The organism is Ancylobacter sonchi (assembly GCF_018390695.1).
Taxonomy (GTDB): domain Bacteria; phylum Pseudomonadota; class Alphaproteobacteria; order Rhizobiales; family Xanthobacteraceae; genus Ancylobacter; species Ancylobacter sonchi.
The window spans coordinates 1-18,272 of the sequence record NZ_JAHBGF010000015.1 but is presented as its reverse complement, the minus strand read 5'-3'; the positions used below and the strand labels follow the sequence as shown (position 1 = coordinate 18,272).

Genomic DNA, 18,272 nt, shown 5'->3' with positions numbered 1-18,272 from the left:
GTGGCGCTCTCGATGACGTCAGCCGAGCGCATTGCCGGGGTCGAGGAGGGGGTGGCGTCAGTGCCCATCCTCGACCTCAAGGGGGTCGGCAAGCGGTTCGCCGGCATCGTCGCCCTCGAAGGCATCGACCTCGAATTGCGGTCCGGCGAGGTTCTCGGTCTGCTCGGCGCCAACGGGTCGGGCAAGTCGACCCTGTCGCGCATCATTGCCGGCGAGACGCGGGCCGATCAGGGGCGCGTGCTCATCGCCGGGCGGGCCTTGACCCGGGCGTCGCCACGCGTCGCCGCCGGACTGGGCGTGGTGATCGCCCATCAGCACCCCAGCCTCCCGCCGCATCTGCCGGTGTGGGAAAGCCTGTTCCTGGGGGCGGAGATCTGCACGACAGGCGGCTTCATCGACCGCCGCCGGGCCCGTCGCGACGCCATCGACATCCTGTCGTGGCTCGGCGCCCGCGTCGATCCCGACGCCCTGGCCGGCAGCCTCACGGCTGCCGGCCAGCAATGGGTGGAGATCGCCCGCGCGGTGTCGCGCAAGCCCCGCCTGCTCATACTCGACGAGCCGTCGGCCGCGATGACCGGGCCGGAGGTCGCCGCCCTGTTCACGTCGGTGCGCCGCCTCACCGCGGAGGGTGTCGGCATCATCTTCATCTCGCACCGGCTGCATGAGGTCGAGGAGCTCTGCGGCCGCATCGTCGTGCTGCGGAACGGCCACCATGCCGGCTCCTGGTCGACCCGCGGCCGCCTCGACGTGCCGCGCATCCTGCAACTGATGTCCGGCGACCGGGAGGTGCGCGAGCGAACGGCGCCGGGCCAGACCCTCGGGGAATCTGCCGTCGGGGACCCGGTCGTCGGGGAGGCGCTCCTGGAGGTGTCGGGGCTGACGAGCGGGACGGCTGTCCGTGGCGCCAGCCTGACGCTACGCCGGGGCGAGGTGCTCGGGATCGCCGGCCTGCAGGGACAGGGGCAGGAGGAGCTCCTCGAGGCGATCGCGGCGTGCCGCCCCTTCGAGCAGGGGACGCTCCGCGTCGGCGGCACCGAGGTCAGGCCGCGCTGCCCGCGCGACATGATCCGCCGGGGAATCTGTCTGGTGCCGAACGACCGGCATCGGCAGGGCCTGTTCGTCGACGGCGATGTGGGTTCGAATCTCGGCTATGTCGCCGTTGCGGCCGACCGCCGGCCCTGGCGGCTGCCGCCGCGAGCCCTGGCGGCTTTCGTGCGGACGACCATCGAGCGTCTCTCCATCAAGACCCGGGGGCCCCGGCAGGCGGTCGATACGCTGTCTGGCGGCAACCAGCAGAAGATCGTCGTCGGCAAATGGCTGTCGATTCCCTTCGACGTCATCCTGCTCAGCGACCCGACCAAGGGCGTCGACATCCATGCGCGGACGGAAATCTACGAACTGGTGCAGGATCTCGTGGCGGCGGACCGGGCGGCGATCGTCTACGCCTCGGACGTGCACGAGCTGCTGCTGCACTGCAGCCGCATTCTCGTCATGTATGAGGGGAGGATTACTGCAGATCTTGCGGGCGCTGCGATGAACGAGGACCGCATCGCCGCGGCCTCCTTCGGCCAGCCCGCCATGGACGTCGTGTCATGACGCCCGCGACCTCGTTGAAGCAGAACGGCCTCGTTCCCGTGCTCGGCATGTCGGCCGTCATCGTCGCGGTCAATGCCTGGCTCCAGCCCAGCTTTTTCGACGCGTCGTCGATCGCCAGCAATCTCGCCTCGCTCGCCCCGCTCATCCTGGTGTCGGTCGCGCAGGCCATCGTGATCCTGAACCGGGAGCTCGACCTGTCGATGGGGGCGGGCGTGTCGCTGTTGAACTGCCTGCTCGCCAGCTTCGCGCCGTACAGCCTCGGCGGCGTGCCCGGCCAGCTGGCCGCCACGCTGGGTGTGGCGCTCCTGCTCGGCGCGACCAATGGCGTGCTGGTCGCGGTGCTCGGGCTTCCCTCGCTCATCGCCACCTTCGCGACCAGCGCGCTGTGGTTCGGCGGCGCGCTGGCGATCATGCCCCAGCCCGGCGGCGCCGTCGGCGAGGCCATCGGCGACGCCTATTACGCAACGGTGGCCGGGGTGCCCGTCCCGCTGCTGGTCATTGCCGGCGCCATGGCCCTGTGGATGCTGGTCAGCCGGCATCGCGTCGGGCGTTGGATCGTCGTGACGGGATCTAGTCCGGCTGCCGTCTTCCAGGCCGGCATCTCGCTCATCCGGGTCCGGCTCGGCGCCTATCTCCTGGCCTGGTTCTTCGTCTTCCTCTCGGCGGTCGCGATTTCCGCGCAGACCCTGTCGGGGGATGCGCGGCTGGCGCAGAGCTACACCCTGGGCTCGATCGCCGCCTGCGTCATCGGCGGCATATCGCTGCGAGGCGGGAAAGGGTCGCCCTGGGGCGCGCTTCTGGGCGCCGTCGTGCTCGGGGTGATCGGCAATGTCATCTATTTCGCCGGGATTCCCAGTTCCTGGCAGGAATTCACCAAGGGTCTGATCGTCGTCGGCGCGCTCGGCTTCATCGTCTTCGAGCAGCGCACGGCCCGTTGAGGTCGCGGCCTGCTGCCATATGGGACAACCCTATGAAATCGACGGTACGGATTCCCATGCTGATCGGCGTGCTGCTGGCGCTCTTCGCCATCGGCCAGATGGTCCTGCCGGGCTTCATCGGCTCCGCCCAGATCGCCAACCAGCTGAAAATCGCGGCTTTCCTCGGCCTGTTCGGCCTGTGCCAGACCGTGGTGATCGCAACCGGCGGACAGGGGCTGGATCTCTCGGTCGGTGCGGTGGCCACGCTGGGCGCCTTCGTCGGCACGTCGACGCTGGCGCTGACCGACGGCAATACGGCGGCGGCCATCCTCGTCGCCACCGCCGCGGGGCTGCTTGCCGGCTCCTTGAATGGTCTCGGCATCGCCGGGCTCGGCGTCCCGCCGCTGGTGGCGACGCTGGCCAGTGCGAGCGTGATCGATGGCGGCCTCGTTCTCGCGGTGTCGCAGCTGCATCCGGCGATCGCCGCGAGCCCCGCCCTTGTCAGCATCGCCGCGCTGACGAGTGCCGGCGTGCCGAACATCCTGATCGTCTGGGGCGCGCTGACGGTGGCGGCGCTGTGGTTCCTGCACTCGTTCTGGGGGGTGCGCCTGCGCGCGACGGGTTCCAATCCCGTGACGGCCTATCTCAGCGGCACGAATACGCGCTTCTTCCGGGGGCTGGCCTATGCGCTCAGCGGAGGCATCGCCGGCCTGTCGGGAGCGCTGCTCACCGGCTATGTCAGCCAGGCCTTCCTCGGGCTGGGCAACGCCTATGTCCTGACCAGCGTGGTGGTCGCCGCCATTGGCGGCGTGGCTCTCGAAGGTGGGCGGGCGCCCTATCTCGGCGTGGTCTGCGCCGCGGTGATCATGACGGTGCTCATCAGCCTGCTGACGGCGCTGCAGATGGCCGAGGCCGGCCGGCAGATCATTCTGGGCTCGACGCTGCTCGCCTTCCTGCTGCTCGACCGCATTCTGAAATGGGTATGACGCTCCGGCCTCGGCCGGAAACGTCATCGGGCTACGCGGGCGGTGGCGGCCCCCGGGGAGCCGTGTTCATGCCGCCTGTCGTGAGAAGCCATCCATGAAACTCGTGCGTTTCGGAGACGCCGGCCAGGAGAGGCCGGGTCTCTACGAGGCCGCCGGTAAGATCCGTGATCTCGGCGGGATCGTGCCCGATCTGGCCGGCGACGCGCTGCTGCCGGCCTCCCTGGCCCGCATCGCCGCCATTCCGGTCGAGGAACTGCCTCTGGTGCCCGGCACGCCGCGCCTGGGCGCGCCGGTCGGCCGCCCCGGCAACTTCATCGCGATCGGCCTGAACTATGCCGATCACGCGGCCGAGACCGGCGCGGAAATCCCGTCCGAGCCGGTGATCTTCAGCAAGGCGCCCAATTGCATCGTCGGGCCGGATGACGACGTGATGCTGCCGCGCGGCTCGACCAAGCTCGACTGGGAGGTCGAGATCGCCATCGTGATCGGCGCCGGCGGTTCCTGCATAGCCCGGTCCGAGGCCCTGCGGCATGTCGCGGGCTTCTGCATCTGCAACGATGTATCCGAGCGCGAATTCCAGATCGAGCGCAATGGCCAGTGGGTGAAGGGCAAGAGCGCCCCGACCTTCGGGCCGCTCGGTCCCTGGCTGGTGACCCCGGAGGAGATTGGCGATGTCCAGAAGCTGTCCATGTGGCTCGACGTCAATGGCCGTCGCCGGCAGACGGGCTCCACTTCCACCATGATCTTCGATATCGCGACGGTCATCGCCTATGTGTCGGAGTTCATTCGGCTCGATCCGGGCGACATCATCACTACCGGCACGCCGCCCGGCGTCGCGCTGGGTATGAAGCCTCCCGTCTATTTGAAGGAGGGGGATGTGATGACCCTCGGCATCGAGGGCCTCGGCGAGCAGCGACAGAGCGTGGTGGGGTGGAGGAAGGCGGGTTGAGGTAGCCGGCCTGTCCGTCACGCAGCAGGTTTGGGGATCCCGGAGCCTTCACCGTCTTGGGACTGCTGCTCACGGAAATCGGGTGCCGATAAGTCTCCCTACGTGCTGCCCAGGGAAAGGCTCATCAGGCAGCGGCGGCCGCGATACGCCGTCCTGTTCTTGCTGCTGCCGAACCTCGGATCAACCGATGCCGGGACTGAACAGGTAGTGACCGAAGCCGGCCATTTGTTATGGGCGGGCTCTGCGGCCGATTGTGCCGCTCGCCCGAATCGTCAGCAGAATGGCGGGGGGACTTGTCAGCCGAGCTCAAGGCTCGGGGTCTCCACCCGTCCTTCTGCGTGCTGCGCTCGGCCTGTCCTACGGCGACCATTTGGGAGACGAAGGCCGGCGGGATTGAGCTGGGGCCGATCGTACGTGGAAGGGTGAGGGCGTCCTCGTGGTGCGCCCTCGCTCGACCGTCGATGTGTATCGGCTTCGCTCCGGCGACGTGGCGTTTCTCTTCGCGTGGTCGCAAGGCACGCCATTGGGCGAAGCCGCGCTTGCCGCGGTCGCCGACGCCGAGAGCTTTGATCTCGATAGTATCCCGCACGACCTGACTGCACGGATCGCCCGCATCTCCATCGCCGCCGTCTTCTGGCCGTCCGGTCGGGGGCGGGCGGCCGAACAGGCGCGAGAGGCCGCTGCCCGCTCTCACGCTGCCGGTCATTCAAGACCTCTCCCATTGCACCATTCCGAAGGTTCAGACCTATGTAATAGGTGTGCCTCGCTCGAACAGCACAGTCCGGGGGTAGACCGCATGCGCCGAGACCCGAACAACCATGCGCGGGAGCTCCCCTTGAATCGTCGCGAAATGCCGATCGATCCGCTTTCCGCCCTCTTTGAACCGCTTCGGCAGCATCGGGCATCGCCGTTCGTCATTGCCCAGTTGGGGCAATCGCTCGACGGGCGGATTGCCACGCCGACGGGGAAATCGCGGGACATCAACGGTTGCTCCGGCATGGATCATCTGCATCGATTGCGCGCGCTTGCCGACGTGGTTGTCGTCGGCGTCGGCACGATCATCGCCGACGACCCGCAACTCACCACGCGGCGGGTTCCGGGGCGCAGTCCGGCGCGGGCCGTGATCGATCGCACGGGTCGTTCCTCGCGCGGGTCCAAATGGCTGCGGGCGGATGGTTGTGACCGCATCGTGTTTTCGGAGAACATGCAGGGATGGCCGGACGAGGTTGAACGCATCGGCACCGACCATGACCCCGACATTTTCGAGCCGGCCCGTCTGATTGCGGCACTAGCTGCGCGCGGTCATCGGATCATCCTGATCGAAGGCGGCTCCTCGACGATCTCGCGGTTCATCGATGCCAGGCTGGTGAACCGGATACATATTTGCCTCGCTCCGATCATTCTGGGATCGGGGCGGCCGGGCCTAAACCTCAAGCCCATCGACGAACTCGATGAAGCACTGAGACCGCGCGCTCAGAGTTATCTTCTCGATGACGGCAATATTCTCTACGATTGCGACCTGCATACGTGATCGAGGGGGGAAGGACGGATGTCGTTCTCTGAGAGGGGCGGCGCGCCACCCGCCGAACTCGCCCGCTACAGCTTTGCCGCGCGGATGCTGCACTGGGTCATCGCAGGCTTTGTCGTGTGTCAGATTCCGCTGGGGCTGTACATGGTCGCGCGTGGCGAGGCGACCAATTTCGACGCTGAGACAGGCTCGCTCTACAGCCTGCACAAATTGCTCGGCTTTTTCGTGCTTTGGCTGATCTTGCTGCGTGTGCTGGTGAGACTTCGGCGCGGCGCGCCGCCGCCGGTGGCGACTCTCACGGCGCTGGAGCGCATCGTCTCGCACGCAGTCCATGTCGTGCTCTATATGCTGCTGCTTGTCGTACCGCTGCTGGGCTGGGCTGGAATCTCGGCCTATCCCGCGCTTGATGTCTTCGGGTTGTTCGATCTCCCATCCATCCTTCCGGCCGATCAGGCGCTGGCGAACCGCATTCTGGGCGTTCATGGCCTGCTGGCGCAGACCTTGGGACTTCTCGCGGCGGTTCATATCGCTGCGGCGCTCTACCATCGCTTCATCCGGCGTGACGGCGTCCTGCGGCGGATGTGGCCGCTGCGTTGAAGGCGGCGTAACCGCGTGATCAGGCCGTCGCGAAGACGTCCTGGTGTCCGATCGTCGCTGCCGCGGCCTTGCTTCGTGCCACAGCCCATTGCGCAAAGGCGTCCCGCGCTTCCGGTTCGATCTCGGCAGCAGCCCGGGCAAAGCCGTCGGCAAGGGCAGCAATCAGGCCAGCTTCTCGTGTCGCAAGCTGCCAGGGGCTGTCGCCTCTGCATGTGGAATAACCGTGCTGCGACAGCAGTTTTGCCAGCGCTTCGCTGGCCGTCGGTCCCAGCGCCGGCCCGAATCCCTTGTCCGTGCGCTGGTGGCGGTTGAACGCCGCGACCACGCACATGTCGAGGGGCGCCTCGGGCTGCCATCGGGCCGCGCCGTCATAATTCAGCACGGAGTAGAGGGGGACGCCCCGTCTTGCCAAACCGGCGACGAGCCGCTGCAGCCAATCGCGCGACACGAGGTCGAACAGCGCCGCCGCCGTCACCAGTTCGCCGCCGATATCGCTGAACTCAAGATCGCGAATGTTGAGGTCGGCGCATTCGAAGCTGACGTCGATCCGGCGTCCGTCCTTGTGCAACCGGACGCCCTCGGCGGCCGGGCTGGCACTGTCGGCCCAGCCGGCGAGACGGTCTCGTGCCTGCGTCAGCAGGCCGGAATCGCCGTCGATCAGATGCCAGTGCTGAAGGGATGGTAGCGAGGGTGCCAGTGCGCGCAGGTTCGAGCCTGTGCCGCACCCGAGATCGACGACGGTGAGGGACGAGCGCCCCGCGAAATGGTCGCGGACCTTTGCGGCGAGTTCGCTATTCCGGGACGCATGGTCGACCGGCTCGCGCATCGCCAGCCAGTCAGCATCGAAGCTGCTCATCGGGCGATCTCCTGCATGGTGGCCATGATGGTCGTGGCGGTCCGTGGCCAGCGCGGCAGCGTCTCCGCCCGCCGCCAGGCGGCCTCAGCCATCGCGTGTCGCCGATCCGGATCATGCAGAAGGCGTATGCCCTCGGCGAGGCCTGCCGCATCGTTGGGAGGAGCCAGCAGCGACGCTTCAGGCGGCACCGTCTCCGGGATCGCGCCGGTGCGGGTCGCCACGATGGGGAGCCCGCGTGCGAGTGCTTCGGTCAGGCTCATGCCGTAGCCTTCGAAGAGCGAGGCCGAGACGAAAAGATCGGCAGCGTCGAATTCCAGCGCGAGTGCCCCTTCGGAGACCGCGCCCGTCAGCGTGATGCGGCCTTCAAGCCCGTGCGTTTCGATCCGGCGACGCAGTGCATGCACCTCGTCCGCGTCACGGTCGGTGGAACCGACAATGCGGCAGCTCCAGTCGAGTGCCGCCAGCCGGGCGAGTGCGTCGACGAGTATGCCATGGGCCTTGCGAGGGATCACCGCGCCGACGCTCAGCAGGCGCATCGGGGCGCCGGTTCCGCGGGCACGCGGACAGGGGTCGTTGCCCGGCACCGCGACGACGATCCGGTCGCGTCCGATACCGAGGTCCCGCTCCAGCAGGCGGGCGGTTGCCGGGCTGGTGACGATGACGACCGATGCGATCGAGAGCGCTGCGCGTTCGCTGGTCATGAGCCGTGCCTGCTGTCCGTTGTCGAGGCCGGTCTCGAGGGCTAGCGGATGGTGGACGAGTGCCGCGATCGGACGATCGAGCCCCCGCAGCAGCGACGCCGGCAGCGCCCCCATCGCCAGCCCGTCGATCAGCAGTGGCTGCCCCGCCGGGAGAGCCTTCAGCCGTTCCTCGCTCCGCGCGAGGTCCTCCGGGGACGGAAAAGGAAATGTGTCCGGCAAGGCGAGATGCGTCACAGTGCATCCTGCGCGGCCGCACTCGGCGATCACCCGCCGGTCATAGCCATAGCCGCCGGTGGCGAGGTCGATGTCGCCCGGAATGGCGAAGGCGAAACCGCTCACGCGCCGCTCCTCAACCGGGGCTGCCTTCGTAGCTGGCGCGCGCGAGATCGGTCTCGTGGAGCGTGACCCGGATCTTCGAGAGTCCGCGTCGATCCTCGCCCAGCGCACCCGAGCGGGCGGCTTTGGCCACCGTATCGAAGATGTACCGGGCGAGGAATTCGGTCGTGGTGAGCCGCCCCGCGAAATCCGGCAGCGTGTCCAGGTTCTGATAGGCGAGCGGCTTCAGCGTCGTGCGAAGGACGTCGAGAGCGGCGCCGATGTCCACGACGACGTTCTTGTCGGTCAGATCCTCGCGAAAGAAAGCGACATCGACCACGAAGGTCGCGCCATGCAGGCCCTGAGCCGGACCGAAGAACGGATCGGGCAGAGAATGAGCGATCATGATGCGATCGCGGACCTCAACGCAGTACATGGTGTCCCTTCATCGATAATCGAGCAGGATTGCCAAGGCGTCCTCCCCTTCGGCCAGCAGTTGCGGCAGCCGCGCCGGTGCCTGCGCGAACGGAACGACATGCGTGACCAGTTGGTCGAAGCGCGCATCATCCAGCAGGGCGAGAGCCTTGGCGAGCCGTCGTGCGGACGACCAGCGCGGCCGCCGCAAGGGAGATACGGAACCGACCTGCGAGCCGATCAGCTGGAGGCGGCGGCTGTGAAAACTCTCTCCCAGAGGAACCGGTGGAGCTTGGTCGCCATACCAGCTCACTTCGACGATCTTCGCCTCGAAACCGCCCGCAGCAAGCGCCGTCTTCAGGCCGGCAGCGCTTGCGCTGGCATGGAAGACGAGGTCGGCGTCGTCGCCGACGGCGCCGGGCCGGGCGAACGCCGCACCGAAGCTTTTGGCGAGTTCCGCCCGATCCGGTCGCACATCCACCAGAGTGACATCCGCGCCCGGCAGGGCCGCGGCGAGGGCCGTCAGCAACAGGCCGACGACCCCGCCGCCGACGATCGTGATGCGGTCGCCGGGGCCGGCGCCGGCATCCCACATCGCATTGAGTGCGGTCTCCATGTTGGCCGCCAGCGTCGCGCGCTCGGGAGGCACGCCGTCAGGCACCGGCAGTGCCGACGAGATTGGCAGGAGATAGCGATCCTGATGCGGATGAAGGGCGAAGACGGCGCGGCCCAGCCATTCGTCGGGGCCGGCCTCCACTATTCCCACGCTCTGGTAGCCATACTGCACCGGAAAGGGAAACTCGCCCTTCTGCAACGGCGCGCGCATGCGCTGATGCTCGCTCACGGGAACGGAGCCGTTCAGCACCAGACGCTCCGTGCCGCGGCTGATGCAGGAGGCGATCGCCCGCACGGCCAGCATGTCGGCATGCCGCTTGCCGAGCGGGGCATGCCTTAATTCGTAGCACTTCGGCGCCACGCACCAGAGTTGCCGAGTGGATTCCTGAGGCTGGTTCGACATGTTCGAGGCATTTCTCGTCGCTTCACGATTTCCTTAACAGCATCGAGCTGCTCTTTGATCCAAAAAGCGTGAACCGCTCAGCTCAGGCTGCGACAAGCCGAGGTGTGCGTCACGGAGCGCGTGGGCGGCACGGGGTAGGGCAACGCCATGGGACTGGACGAAACGACCGCACAGGGCATCCTCGCGACCGCCGACCCCGTGGAAGGGCGAACCCCGACGGGCGTGCAGTCGCTGCGCCAGTTGCGCCGCCGCCGGGTGCTGGTCCTGATGCTCAATGTCGGGACCTATGCGGGGCTGGTCGCGCTGTTCGCCTATCTTCTCGCGCATGGCGGCTTCACATTTCTGGACGGATTGCTGCTTCTGGCCTTCTGCCTCTCGACGCCATGGGCCATCCTCGGATTCTGGAACGCAGTGATCGGCCTGTGGCTGCTCCATGGACCGGGCGACGCCCGACGATCGGTCTATCCCTATGCGGGAAAAGCCCCCGACACCGCCCCGATCGTCACGCGGGTGGCGGTGGTGATGGTGTTGCGCAACGAGGATCCCGAACGGGCCTTCGCCCGCCTGCGGGCCATGTACGCGGATCTTGAACCCACCGGCATGGGCGATCACTTCCGTTGGTTCGTGCTGTCCGATACCACCGAGGCTGACATTGCCTTGGCCGAGGAAGTCGTCTTCCAGGCGTGGCGCGGCGAGCTCGGCCTCTCGGCGAGGATCCATTATCGCCGCCGGAACGACAATGTCGGGTTCAAGGCCGGCAATATCCGCGATTTCCTCGACCGTTGGGGCGATGACCACGATCTGATGCTGGTGCTCGACGCCGATAGTTTTCTCGGCGCGGCGAGCCTGCTGCGCATGGTGCGTATCATGCAGGCGAACCCCATGCTCGGCATCCTGCAGAGCTTGGTGGTCGGCATGCCGGCTGCTTCGCCGTTCGCGCGCATTTTCCAGTTCGGCATGCGCCACGGCATGCGATCCTACACTATGGGTGCTTCGTGGTGGGCAGGGGATTGCGGTCCCTATTGGGGGCACAATGCGGTGATCCGCATCGCGCCGTTCAAGGCCTTCTGCGAGCTTCCCACATTGCCGGGCAAGGGCCCGCTCGCCGGCCATGTGCTCTCTCACGACCAGATCGAGGCGGTGTTGATGCGCCGCGCCGGCTATGAGGTTCGCGTGCTGCCGGAGGAGACCGACAGCTACGAGGAGAACCCGCCGCATCTGGCCGAGTTCACACGGCGCGACCTGCGCTGGTGCCAGGGCAACATGCAGTACTGGCGCCTGCTCGCCATGCCTGGCCTCAAGCCGATGAGCCGCATTCAGATCGCCTGGGCGATCCTGATGTATGTCGGTGCGTTCGCCTGGGCCCTGTTCATGATCCTTGCGACACTGAAGGTATTCGACCCCGAGTCGACCGACGTGCCGTTCCCCACCGGGCTTGGGCTGACGCTGTTCATTCTCACCTTCCTCATGAGCCTTGCCCCGAAAATCGCCGGCCTTCTCGACGTGCTGCTGCGCCCCGGGGAACGGCAGCGCTATGGCGGTACGGGCAGGCTGATTGGCGGAGCATTGCTCGAGTTTCTGTTTTCCGTGCTGCTCGGCCCCGTGATCGCCTTCAGGATCGCGATCTTCATGGTCGGCATTGTCTTCGGCCGGACGGTGAAATGGGAGGCTCAGGCGCGTGACGCCAAGCGGTTGTCGTGGCGCACCGCCTTCGGCGGGTTGTGGCCACAACTCCTGTCGGGAGTGCTGATCGGCGGTGTCCTCTACGCCTTCGCGCCACTCGCACTCATCTGGGCCTGGCCATTGCTGGTCAGTCTCCTCGGCGCGGTGCCCTTCGCAGTACTGACCTCCGAACAAGCCGTTGGGCGTCGACTGAGCTGGTGGGGTTTGTGTTCAACGCCGGAAGAGGTCCTGCCTACATCGAGCCTGGTCTTGCTCGATGCCCAGCGTTACGCATTCGCAATGGGCGGTCCTCCGAAGAACCTGGCGCCGTAGAAGTTAAAAATTCTGGAGGATGCGCTGGCGTTGAATTTTGAAAATTTATGAATTGGATCTATATAGATCCAATTCATCATTGCTTTAAGTTATTATTTTTTTCTTTGTCTATGCGGAGCATTGAAATTATATCATTCTCATATCGATGGATTTCGTGAAGGTTCGCTGATGGGCGTGCAAAATCCGGTAGATTCATCCATGCTTGTGATGTCGCCCGCGTGAGATATCCCAGTTTGACGCGCGTCCTGGTCCATTGAGAGGACTGGGCCACAAGGCGCGGTCGCTTCACGGAAAAGCAGATCGTCGCGGTGGGCGGTTACCTGCTCGCGCCGGTATTTCTCGCCATCAGGCGCAGCGCGCGCTCATGAAAGCCGAACCGGCGGGCGATGCCGCCGGGGCTGATGAGCGCGTGGGCGACGTTCATCGCGGGCGCCGATACTCCGCGGAATTCCTCACTTCAGCGACAAAGCAAGTCCGCTCAAATCAAGGCTGACGATTACGCCCTTTTGCTCGCCGCTTAGCTCCAAAACGGCGCCGTTCTGGTTCGTTAGGATGACGACTTGCGCCCCCTTTCCGAGCGCGGCGCCAGCACCGCCCTGGGCATAGACCCCAGAAACGTCAGACGGACGTCGAATATTTTTGACCCGTCCATGAAGTCGTGTCTCTGAAGCGCCGAAGGTGAAGCCATAACTCAGCCCCCCGACGGAGAGCGGATACTTGCGGCCCTGAAACGTCAGCACGCCGTCTCCGGCTGATCCGCCGACCACGAACCCGGCCTTCAAGATACGGATGCTGATTGAGCCGTCAGCGGCGCTCGCCATCGATACGGCGCCGATGAGCGCTGCCAATGCGAGGAGCCCAACCCTTAGTACCGACAAGATTTTCATCGACGATACCTTCCAAATTTGAGCGATGTGCCATGTTGCCCATCGTTAGACAACGCTCACCTTGGCGATTCGTTGCTCGACAATCAACCGCGAGACTGAACGCCTTTTCGTTGCGCCAAGGCTAATGCAGCGTGTGCGCCTCCTACACCGGCGGCTCGTCGGGCGTGGGTAAACCGGCATGCCGCGCATGCCAACCCATGAGGAACGGACCTAGCCGACATCTGCAATGGGTCACCTGCGGACAAGAGCTCTTGCGGACACCTGTCGGAAATTGATGTGCACCAGTCACGATGAGAGTTGCCTCCGTGCGCAGCGCTAGATGGATTGGCTATGTCTCAAGCCGGAATGCTTTCGCCAGGAATGGCTCCGGAGCGTTCCCGAATCCCGCAGGAACGCGTCCGGCGTCCCTTTTCCGTCGCGCATACAAAGCGAGGCATTGCTTCCGCGGGCAGAGGTCACTGAGATTCGGAAGGGGTGTGTAACCGCTTAATATATTGATTTCATTAGGAAATTTGGCGCACCCGGCACGATTCGAACGTGCGACCTTTGCCTTCGGAGGATTTCGGTCGGGAAATTTCCCGTCATCGCCGGAGATTTCTTCGCAGATATAAGCTCATGAAAATAAACGATTTTCATTCTTTGTTCTGATCGCCCGAAATGGCGAGCATATTCCCGAGATGGGCATTTCGTGGTGAGTATTTGGTGAGTTTTTTCTGTAAGGCAAAGGTCGCCACGTGCCTAAGCTCACCAAATCCATCGTCGATACCGCGGCGCCTCGCGAGCGTCAGTTCACCCTCTGGTGCAGCGATCTGCCTGGCTTCGGGGTCTATATTCATCCCACCGGCCGGCGGACATACTTCGTCGATTATCGGAACGCCGACGGTGTCCGGCGACGGATGACGATCGGCCGGCACGGCAAGATCACCACGGAGGAGGCCCGCAAGCTCGCTATTGCCACCATGGGCGAGACCGTACGGGGCGAAGATCCGGCACTTGAGCACACGACACGTCGCAATTCGCTCACCGTCTCGGAGCTTTGTGACAACTATCTCGCGGCTGCCGAGCGCGGGCTGATCATGGGAAAGCGGGGGCGGGCAAAGAAGGCGACTACCCTCTACGTTGATCGCGGCAGGATCGCTGCTCACATCACGCCGCTACTCGGCAAGAAGCTGGTCCGCGATTTGTCGAAGTCCGACATCGCTAAATTCATCCGCGACGTTGCGGCCGGAAAGACCGCCGTGGATCAGAAGACCGGCAGAGCGCGCAGCAGGATCATTGTAGAGGGGGGCGCCGGCACGGCCGCCAGGACGGCCGGCCTGCTCGGCGGTATCCTCAGCTACGCCCTGTCGGAAGGGGTAATTGACACCAATCCCGCCACTGGCGTGAAGCGCCCGGCCGACAAGAGGCGGGAGCGACGCCTGACGCCCACAGAATACGGCAAGCTCGGAGAGGCGCTGCGCCAGGCCGCGAGCGAGACGGAAATCGAACAGGCGATCGCTGGTGTCAAGCTGCTCGCGCTGACGGGCTGCCGCATCGGAGAGATTGCCAAGCTCAAATGGTCTGAGGTCGATGAGGCTGGGCAATGCCTGCGGCTGGAGGACACCAAGGAAGGTGCTAGCGTGCGGCCCACCGGCCGAGCCGTATTCGATATGCTGGCGGACATGACAAAGCGGCCGGGTTGCCCCTATGTCCTGCCGGCGGCACGCGGCGGTGCGGAGTTCTATGGCGCCCTTCCGGCCGGCCTCGCCCGCATCGTTGAACGGGCGGGCCTCGCGGGTGTCACGGCTCACACCCTTCGGCACAGCTATGCTTCCACAGCTGGCGACCTGGGGTTCTCGGAAAGCACCATCGCCGCGCTGCTCGGTCATGCCGCCGCGACCGTCACCAGTCGATACGTCCACCATCTCGATAGCGTTCTGGTCGCCGCTGCCGACAAGGTGTCTGACGCCATCCTCGCGCATATGGCGCGCGCGGGAGAATGATTTTCGTTCTCGGCTACATCGTTTCGGTGGGGAACGTGGGGAACAAGGGGAACAGGTTCGCCAAACCGTTCTGTATCAACGATTTTCGGTGTTCCCCGGCTTGTTCCCCAAGTCAGAGTAGGCTGGGGAACAAGGGGAACAAACTGGTCTGGCATGCTGAAAACGCGCTATTTGTCGGTCGGACGTGTCCGACCGAAGGCGTTGAATACCAACTCGAATGTTGACTTCAAGGCCGTGGTCGCGTCGACATTCATGTCCTCAATCTCGACAATGGGGAGAATTAATTCGGGGCGATGGACCGATGGTACTGCGCGCTGCTCGTCCCAGTGATGAACGTAAAGGGAATAATTGGTGGTTCCCATAAAGCTGAGTGAAAGATATACCGGGCCACCTATTTCGCATTCCTTAGATATTTTGGCGTACATACGAAGGCACCGTTCAATGTTCTCTTCAGTATATGATGCATCAATTACCATGCGTCCGTTCTGAGATTCCGATCCCACGACTTCCACGGCTTCTAGTATTCCGGATCGAAAGGCCAGAGAGTACGAAAATATTGATTCACTGTGACCTTCTGCGCCTCCATAGCATGCTAAGCCATCGATGGTCGGACGTGAGTTGAAGCCGGTTGTCCTCGTTGGTGGAAAAAGATGCCGGCTGGCTTTCTTCAGATCTATCTGGGTTGGTAGCCCAAAAGCTGATAGTGGCAGAAAATGGCACACCATCTTTGCCCCCGATCTCATCGGTACCACCGCGATATTGTCAGCGACGAGGCGCCGCCGCTGCTCACAGAAGCGTTGCATGCGTTCGCTAATCGCCTCGGAGGTGGCGAAAGCTAATCGAAGCTCACTGACATCCATGGCGTACTTTCCTGCTCCGTGCCGAGCGTAGAACTTGGCATGATCGCTGACCGTGACCCGGTGGGGAGCCAGGAAGCTGCGCCCAACGCGCAGCACCAAGAATATGGTAGAGCCCTCTCCTTCGATCCAACGATGCTCGAATTGCGGTAACTTGGGCTCCAAGCCACCTCGTACAATCTGCTCTATCTGTAACGACTTGGCATCTCTATCCGCGACGTCGAGGCTCGCAAGTTCTATCGCTTCTCCATCTATCTCAGTTATTCCGTATATTATGTCTCCGCCGTTCGTGTTAGCAAAGGACGAAATGTCGGCAAGAAACTCTTTTTTATCGCTATCTTTCGCTATAGATAGTTCGCGTTTGAATTCAAGTGTTCTGCTTTCACGTGCTTTCTGTTCGACTAATTCTTTAATATCCGAAAATTTCACGTCTGACAGGCGCATCGCAATCATCGAAAGTTGGATCCTGTTTGGAGACAGTTAAGGTCTCAACCAATTATCGAGGGCAATGGCGCCGAATTGATTCCAGAAGCTCGCGTGATGTTGAAGCGAATTCGGTGCTACGACGCGCCACCGCGAGATTATAAAGGCGGATTTCACGGTCAGGAAGCTGCACGACGGCTTGCCGATCCCTTGTGCCAGCGAAGGCCATAACGATCTTCGGGTGGATTGGCAGCCAAGCCTCAACCTTCGGATCATTTAACTCGTTTGATGCACCCCATGGGATCACTTTCAATACGGGGTGACTAGCGATGATAAAAGATTTCCTCGGTGGCGCCAGGCCGAAGACGAGTCCCTTATCGAACAGAACATCAACCGTCCTCTTGCTTGCGGAGCCCAACGAGTTAACACGCGCACGCTGCCGGAAATGTCTAGTCGCTTCTGCATTTAGGAGCGTTTCACGTTCGGCAGGAGAAAGTGGCCGGTAGTCGACTTCAAACTGGGAGATGGCATCTCTAATGGCAGCAACGCAACCATCCATGCCCATGATCTCATCATGAAAGTCGGGAACCCGCCGCCACTGCTGATAGAAGAACAGGCACAAGGCTTCGCGCGCATTTTGATTCAGCTTCGGGTATTGGCCCGTCAGGATGGGCGCTTGGAGTTCATCGAGAAGAGGTGCGACAATGCTTTCCAGTTCCGCAAACTGCCTTTCAAGAGTGACGTCACGTTCTCCATCGACCGGTGGCATTGCATACAGGTGGTTGCGGAAGAAAGCCGAAGAAATATGTACCTGACATACCTCTGGCCTGTGCCGGGTATAGTGGAAGAGCCGTTCGTCGCTATCCGCGAACCGTCGCAGCAGCATCTGGGGAACAAAATGATGCTTTTTTGGGTCGCCAACAGCCACGGATCAGGTGCTTCCGGAGAGTGTGAAGCGCCCAAGAAAGCGGCGCTTCGCCGACGCGGTTAAGTGTTATCTTCGGCCGTCTTTGCTGCCTCAATCCCGCGTTCAATCCTAGCTGTCAGGACGAAAAGGAAGTTGCCGAGGGCTTCGGCAAAATCAACAGATTGCTGCGCTTCTGCGGCGGAGACATGCGGTTTTTCAGCGTCAGCATGTCTCGGACGATTTGAGCCGAGACGCACGCTATGTGCCCAATCGGCCATTCCTTTTGTAAGGACATTGTCCTGAAGTGCCCTATCAATGCGAGTATATAGAGAGCCGTCGGTGAAACCTTTTGCCTTTAGCATTGCATCGACAGCACTTCCTGCCATCACTGCGGCGGCATCGGGTGCGTGAAGTGTATCGTATGCTTGCTGAAGAAATGTTCTTGCTATCAGTGGTATGTCTTCGTGAGCCAATTTCGAAATAGGAAATACGTCTAGGATAATAAATTCGTTAGGAAGTTTTTCGGAATAAGCAGAGACGATGCTTCCGCAAGAAGTGCATTTATAGCAACCCCAGTACCAGCTGCGCTGACCATCCGCGCGAGCGGTTCGCCCGTCACTCGACCAAACCTTGACGAAGTAGGGGTTGGCAATGCCGCAATGCGGGCAGCGGCCAATTCCGACCAACTGTGGTCCCATCGTGGGACCAGAACCAGCAGTAACAATTGTCGTGGATATGGGCATATTGATTCCCTAGGCTGCTCTTATGATGCTGAAAGAGGTGGGCGTCGCCTAGGGGGGACGGGGCAGAGTGATCATCTGAGTAATTTGGCGGTTCACAGGATAGCTCCATCGTCATCACGCGTCGCGCGCAGGCCGGCGCTCTCGATATCGAGGCGCAAGCGAAATGGCGGCTCGCCGACGAATACGACGCCGCGCAGGAGCGGGGCGAGATTGCGAGCCAGAGCGATGGCCGCCGCCCTGCGATAGGCGTTTTAGACGGGAGCGCCAAGCCTACTGCTTCCGACCTCGGCCTGACCCGCAAGGCGATCCACGAGGCCCGGCAGGTCCGCGACGCTGAAGCCGCCGATCCCGGCATCGTCCGGCGGACGCTTGACGAGAAGTTTGAGCGTGGAGAGGAACCCACCCGCGCGGCCCGGAACGTTGCCATCATCCGCGACGGCGAGCGACCAGGCCATTATCCTATCACTAGGATTCTTCGATTTTCTGATGCTGACGTGCTCCCCTGCATTTCTGCCACGGATAAGTTGGGTCCTTCGATCAGGAGAAGGGCCATGCGGCGCAGCCGTTTCAGCGAGGAGCAGATCATCTCGGTGCTGAAGGA

Annotated in this window: 17 protein-coding genes; 8 read left to right on the top strand and 9 right to left on the bottom strand. The window is 63.2% G+C overall.

Annotated elements, in window-relative coordinates:
* The first annotated feature begins 12 nt into the window (after positions 1-12).
* The 6 genes from KHC28_RS07110 (at position 13) to KHC28_RS07085 (ending at position 6,573) form a co-directional block, all read left to right on the top strand.
* Positions 13-1,596 (top strand): sugar ABC transporter ATP-binding protein, encoded by a 1,584-nt coding sequence (locus KHC28_RS07110; RefSeq protein WP_214007651.1) that lies wholly within the window; start codon positions 13-15, stop codon positions 1,594-1,596.
* Positions 1,593-2,534, top strand: coding sequence for an ABC transporter permease (locus KHC28_RS07105; protein ID WP_214007650.1), 942 nt, complete (start codon positions 1,593-1,595; stop codon positions 2,532-2,534). Before KHC28_RS07110 ends, KHC28_RS07105 begins: the two co-directional genes overlap by 4 nt.
* A gap of 32 nt (positions 2,535-2,566) precedes the next feature.
* Positions 2,567-3,499, top strand: coding sequence for an ABC transporter permease (locus KHC28_RS07100; RefSeq protein ID WP_214007649.1), 933 nt, complete (start codon positions 2,567-2,569; stop codon positions 3,497-3,499).
* Positions 3,500-3,593: 94 nt separating this feature from the next.
* Complete coding sequence (locus KHC28_RS07095; protein WP_214007648.1) at positions 3,594-4,448, top strand: fumarylacetoacetate hydrolase family protein; 855 nt, start codon at positions 3,594-3,596, stop codon at positions 4,446-4,448.
* A gap of 436 nt (positions 4,449-4,884) precedes the next feature.
* On the top strand, positions 4,885-5,979 hold the full coding sequence (locus KHC28_RS27840; RefSeq protein ID WP_312893121.1) for a RibD family protein: 1,095 nt from the start codon (positions 4,885-4,887) through the stop codon (positions 5,977-5,979).
* Positions 5,980-5,997: 18 nt separating this feature from the next.
* A complete protein-coding gene (locus tag KHC28_RS07085; protein WP_214007647.1) occupies positions 5,998-6,573 on the top strand; it encodes a cytochrome b in 576 nt (191 codons plus the stop codon).
* A gap of 19 nt (positions 6,574-6,592) precedes the next feature.
* Here KHC28_RS07085 and KHC28_RS07080 read toward each other — a convergent pair whose 3' ends face one another.
* Genes KHC28_RS07080 through KHC28_RS07065 form a run of 4 tightly spaced genes read right to left on the bottom strand, consistent with a single transcriptional unit; the run spans position 6,593 to position 9,877 of the window.
* The gene (locus KHC28_RS07080) at positions 6,593-7,429 is read right to left on the bottom strand and encodes a class I SAM-dependent methyltransferase (protein WP_214007646.1); all 837 of its coding nucleotides are present in this window, start codon (positions 7,427-7,429) and stop codon (positions 6,593-6,595) included.
* A complete protein-coding gene (locus KHC28_RS27835) occupies positions 7,426-8,469 on the bottom strand; it encodes a glycosyltransferase family 4 protein (protein ID WP_214007645.1) in 1,044 nt (347 codons plus the stop codon). Before KHC28_RS27835 ends, KHC28_RS07080 begins: the two co-directional genes overlap by 4 nt.
* A gap of 10 nt (positions 8,470-8,479) precedes the next feature.
* Positions 8,480-8,881 (bottom strand): 6-pyruvoyl trahydropterin synthase family protein, encoded by a 402-nt coding sequence (locus KHC28_RS07070; protein ID WP_214007644.1) that lies wholly within the window; start codon positions 8,879-8,881, stop codon positions 8,480-8,482.
* A 9-nt stretch (positions 8,882-8,890) separates the two neighbouring features.
* Entirely contained in the window at positions 8,891-9,877 is a 987-nt protein-coding gene (locus KHC28_RS07065) for a zinc-dependent alcohol dehydrogenase (protein ID WP_214007643.1), read from the bottom strand.
* A 147-nt stretch (positions 9,878-10,024) separates the two neighbouring features.
* Here KHC28_RS07065 and mdoH point away from each other — a divergent pair, with 147 nt between their 5' ends.
* Positions 10,025-11,872: a glucans biosynthesis glucosyltransferase MdoH gene (gene mdoH, locus KHC28_RS07060; RefSeq protein WP_214007642.1), complete on the top strand. Its 1,848-nt coding sequence runs from the start codon at positions 10,025-10,027 to the stop codon at positions 11,870-11,872.
* Between the two features lie 452 nt (positions 11,873-12,324).
* On the opposite strand, the gene KHC28_RS07055 is transcribed toward mdoH, so the two are convergent.
* Positions 12,325-12,759 (bottom strand): lipid-binding SYLF domain-containing protein, encoded by a 435-nt coding sequence (locus KHC28_RS07055; RefSeq protein ID WP_214007641.1) that lies wholly within the window; start codon positions 12,757-12,759, stop codon positions 12,325-12,327.
* Between the two features lie 734 nt (positions 12,760-13,493).
* Here KHC28_RS07055 and KHC28_RS07050 point away from each other — a divergent pair.
* Positions 13,494-14,741 (top strand): site-specific integrase, encoded by a 1,248-nt coding sequence (locus KHC28_RS07050; RefSeq protein ID WP_214007640.1) that lies wholly within the window; start codon positions 13,494-13,496, stop codon positions 14,739-14,741.
* Positions 14,742-14,908: 167 nt separating this feature from the next.
* Here the strand turns inward: KHC28_RS07050 and KHC28_RS07045 are convergent, their stop codons facing one another.
* From KHC28_RS07045 to KHC28_RS07030, 4 genes are all read right to left on the bottom strand, one after another.
* Positions 14,909-16,051 (bottom strand): AlbA family DNA-binding domain-containing protein, encoded by a 1,143-nt coding sequence (locus KHC28_RS07045; RefSeq protein WP_214007639.1) that lies wholly within the window; start codon positions 16,049-16,051, stop codon positions 14,909-14,911.
* A gap of 43 nt (positions 16,052-16,094) precedes the next feature.
* Positions 16,095-16,949, bottom strand: a complete 855-nt coding sequence (locus KHC28_RS07040) for a DUF4238 domain-containing protein (protein ID WP_214007638.1) — start codon at positions 16,947-16,949, stop codon at positions 16,095-16,097.
* Between the two features lie 59 nt (positions 16,950-17,008).
* Positions 17,009-17,671: a DUF4145 domain-containing protein gene (locus tag KHC28_RS07035; protein ID WP_214007637.1), complete on the bottom strand. Its 663-nt coding sequence runs from the start codon at positions 17,669-17,671 to the stop codon at positions 17,009-17,011.
* A 251-nt stretch (positions 17,672-17,922) separates the two neighbouring features.
* On the bottom strand, positions 17,923-18,272 hold a 350-nt coding region (locus KHC28_RS07030; RefSeq protein ID WP_214007636.1), incomplete at its 5' end, for a hypothetical protein.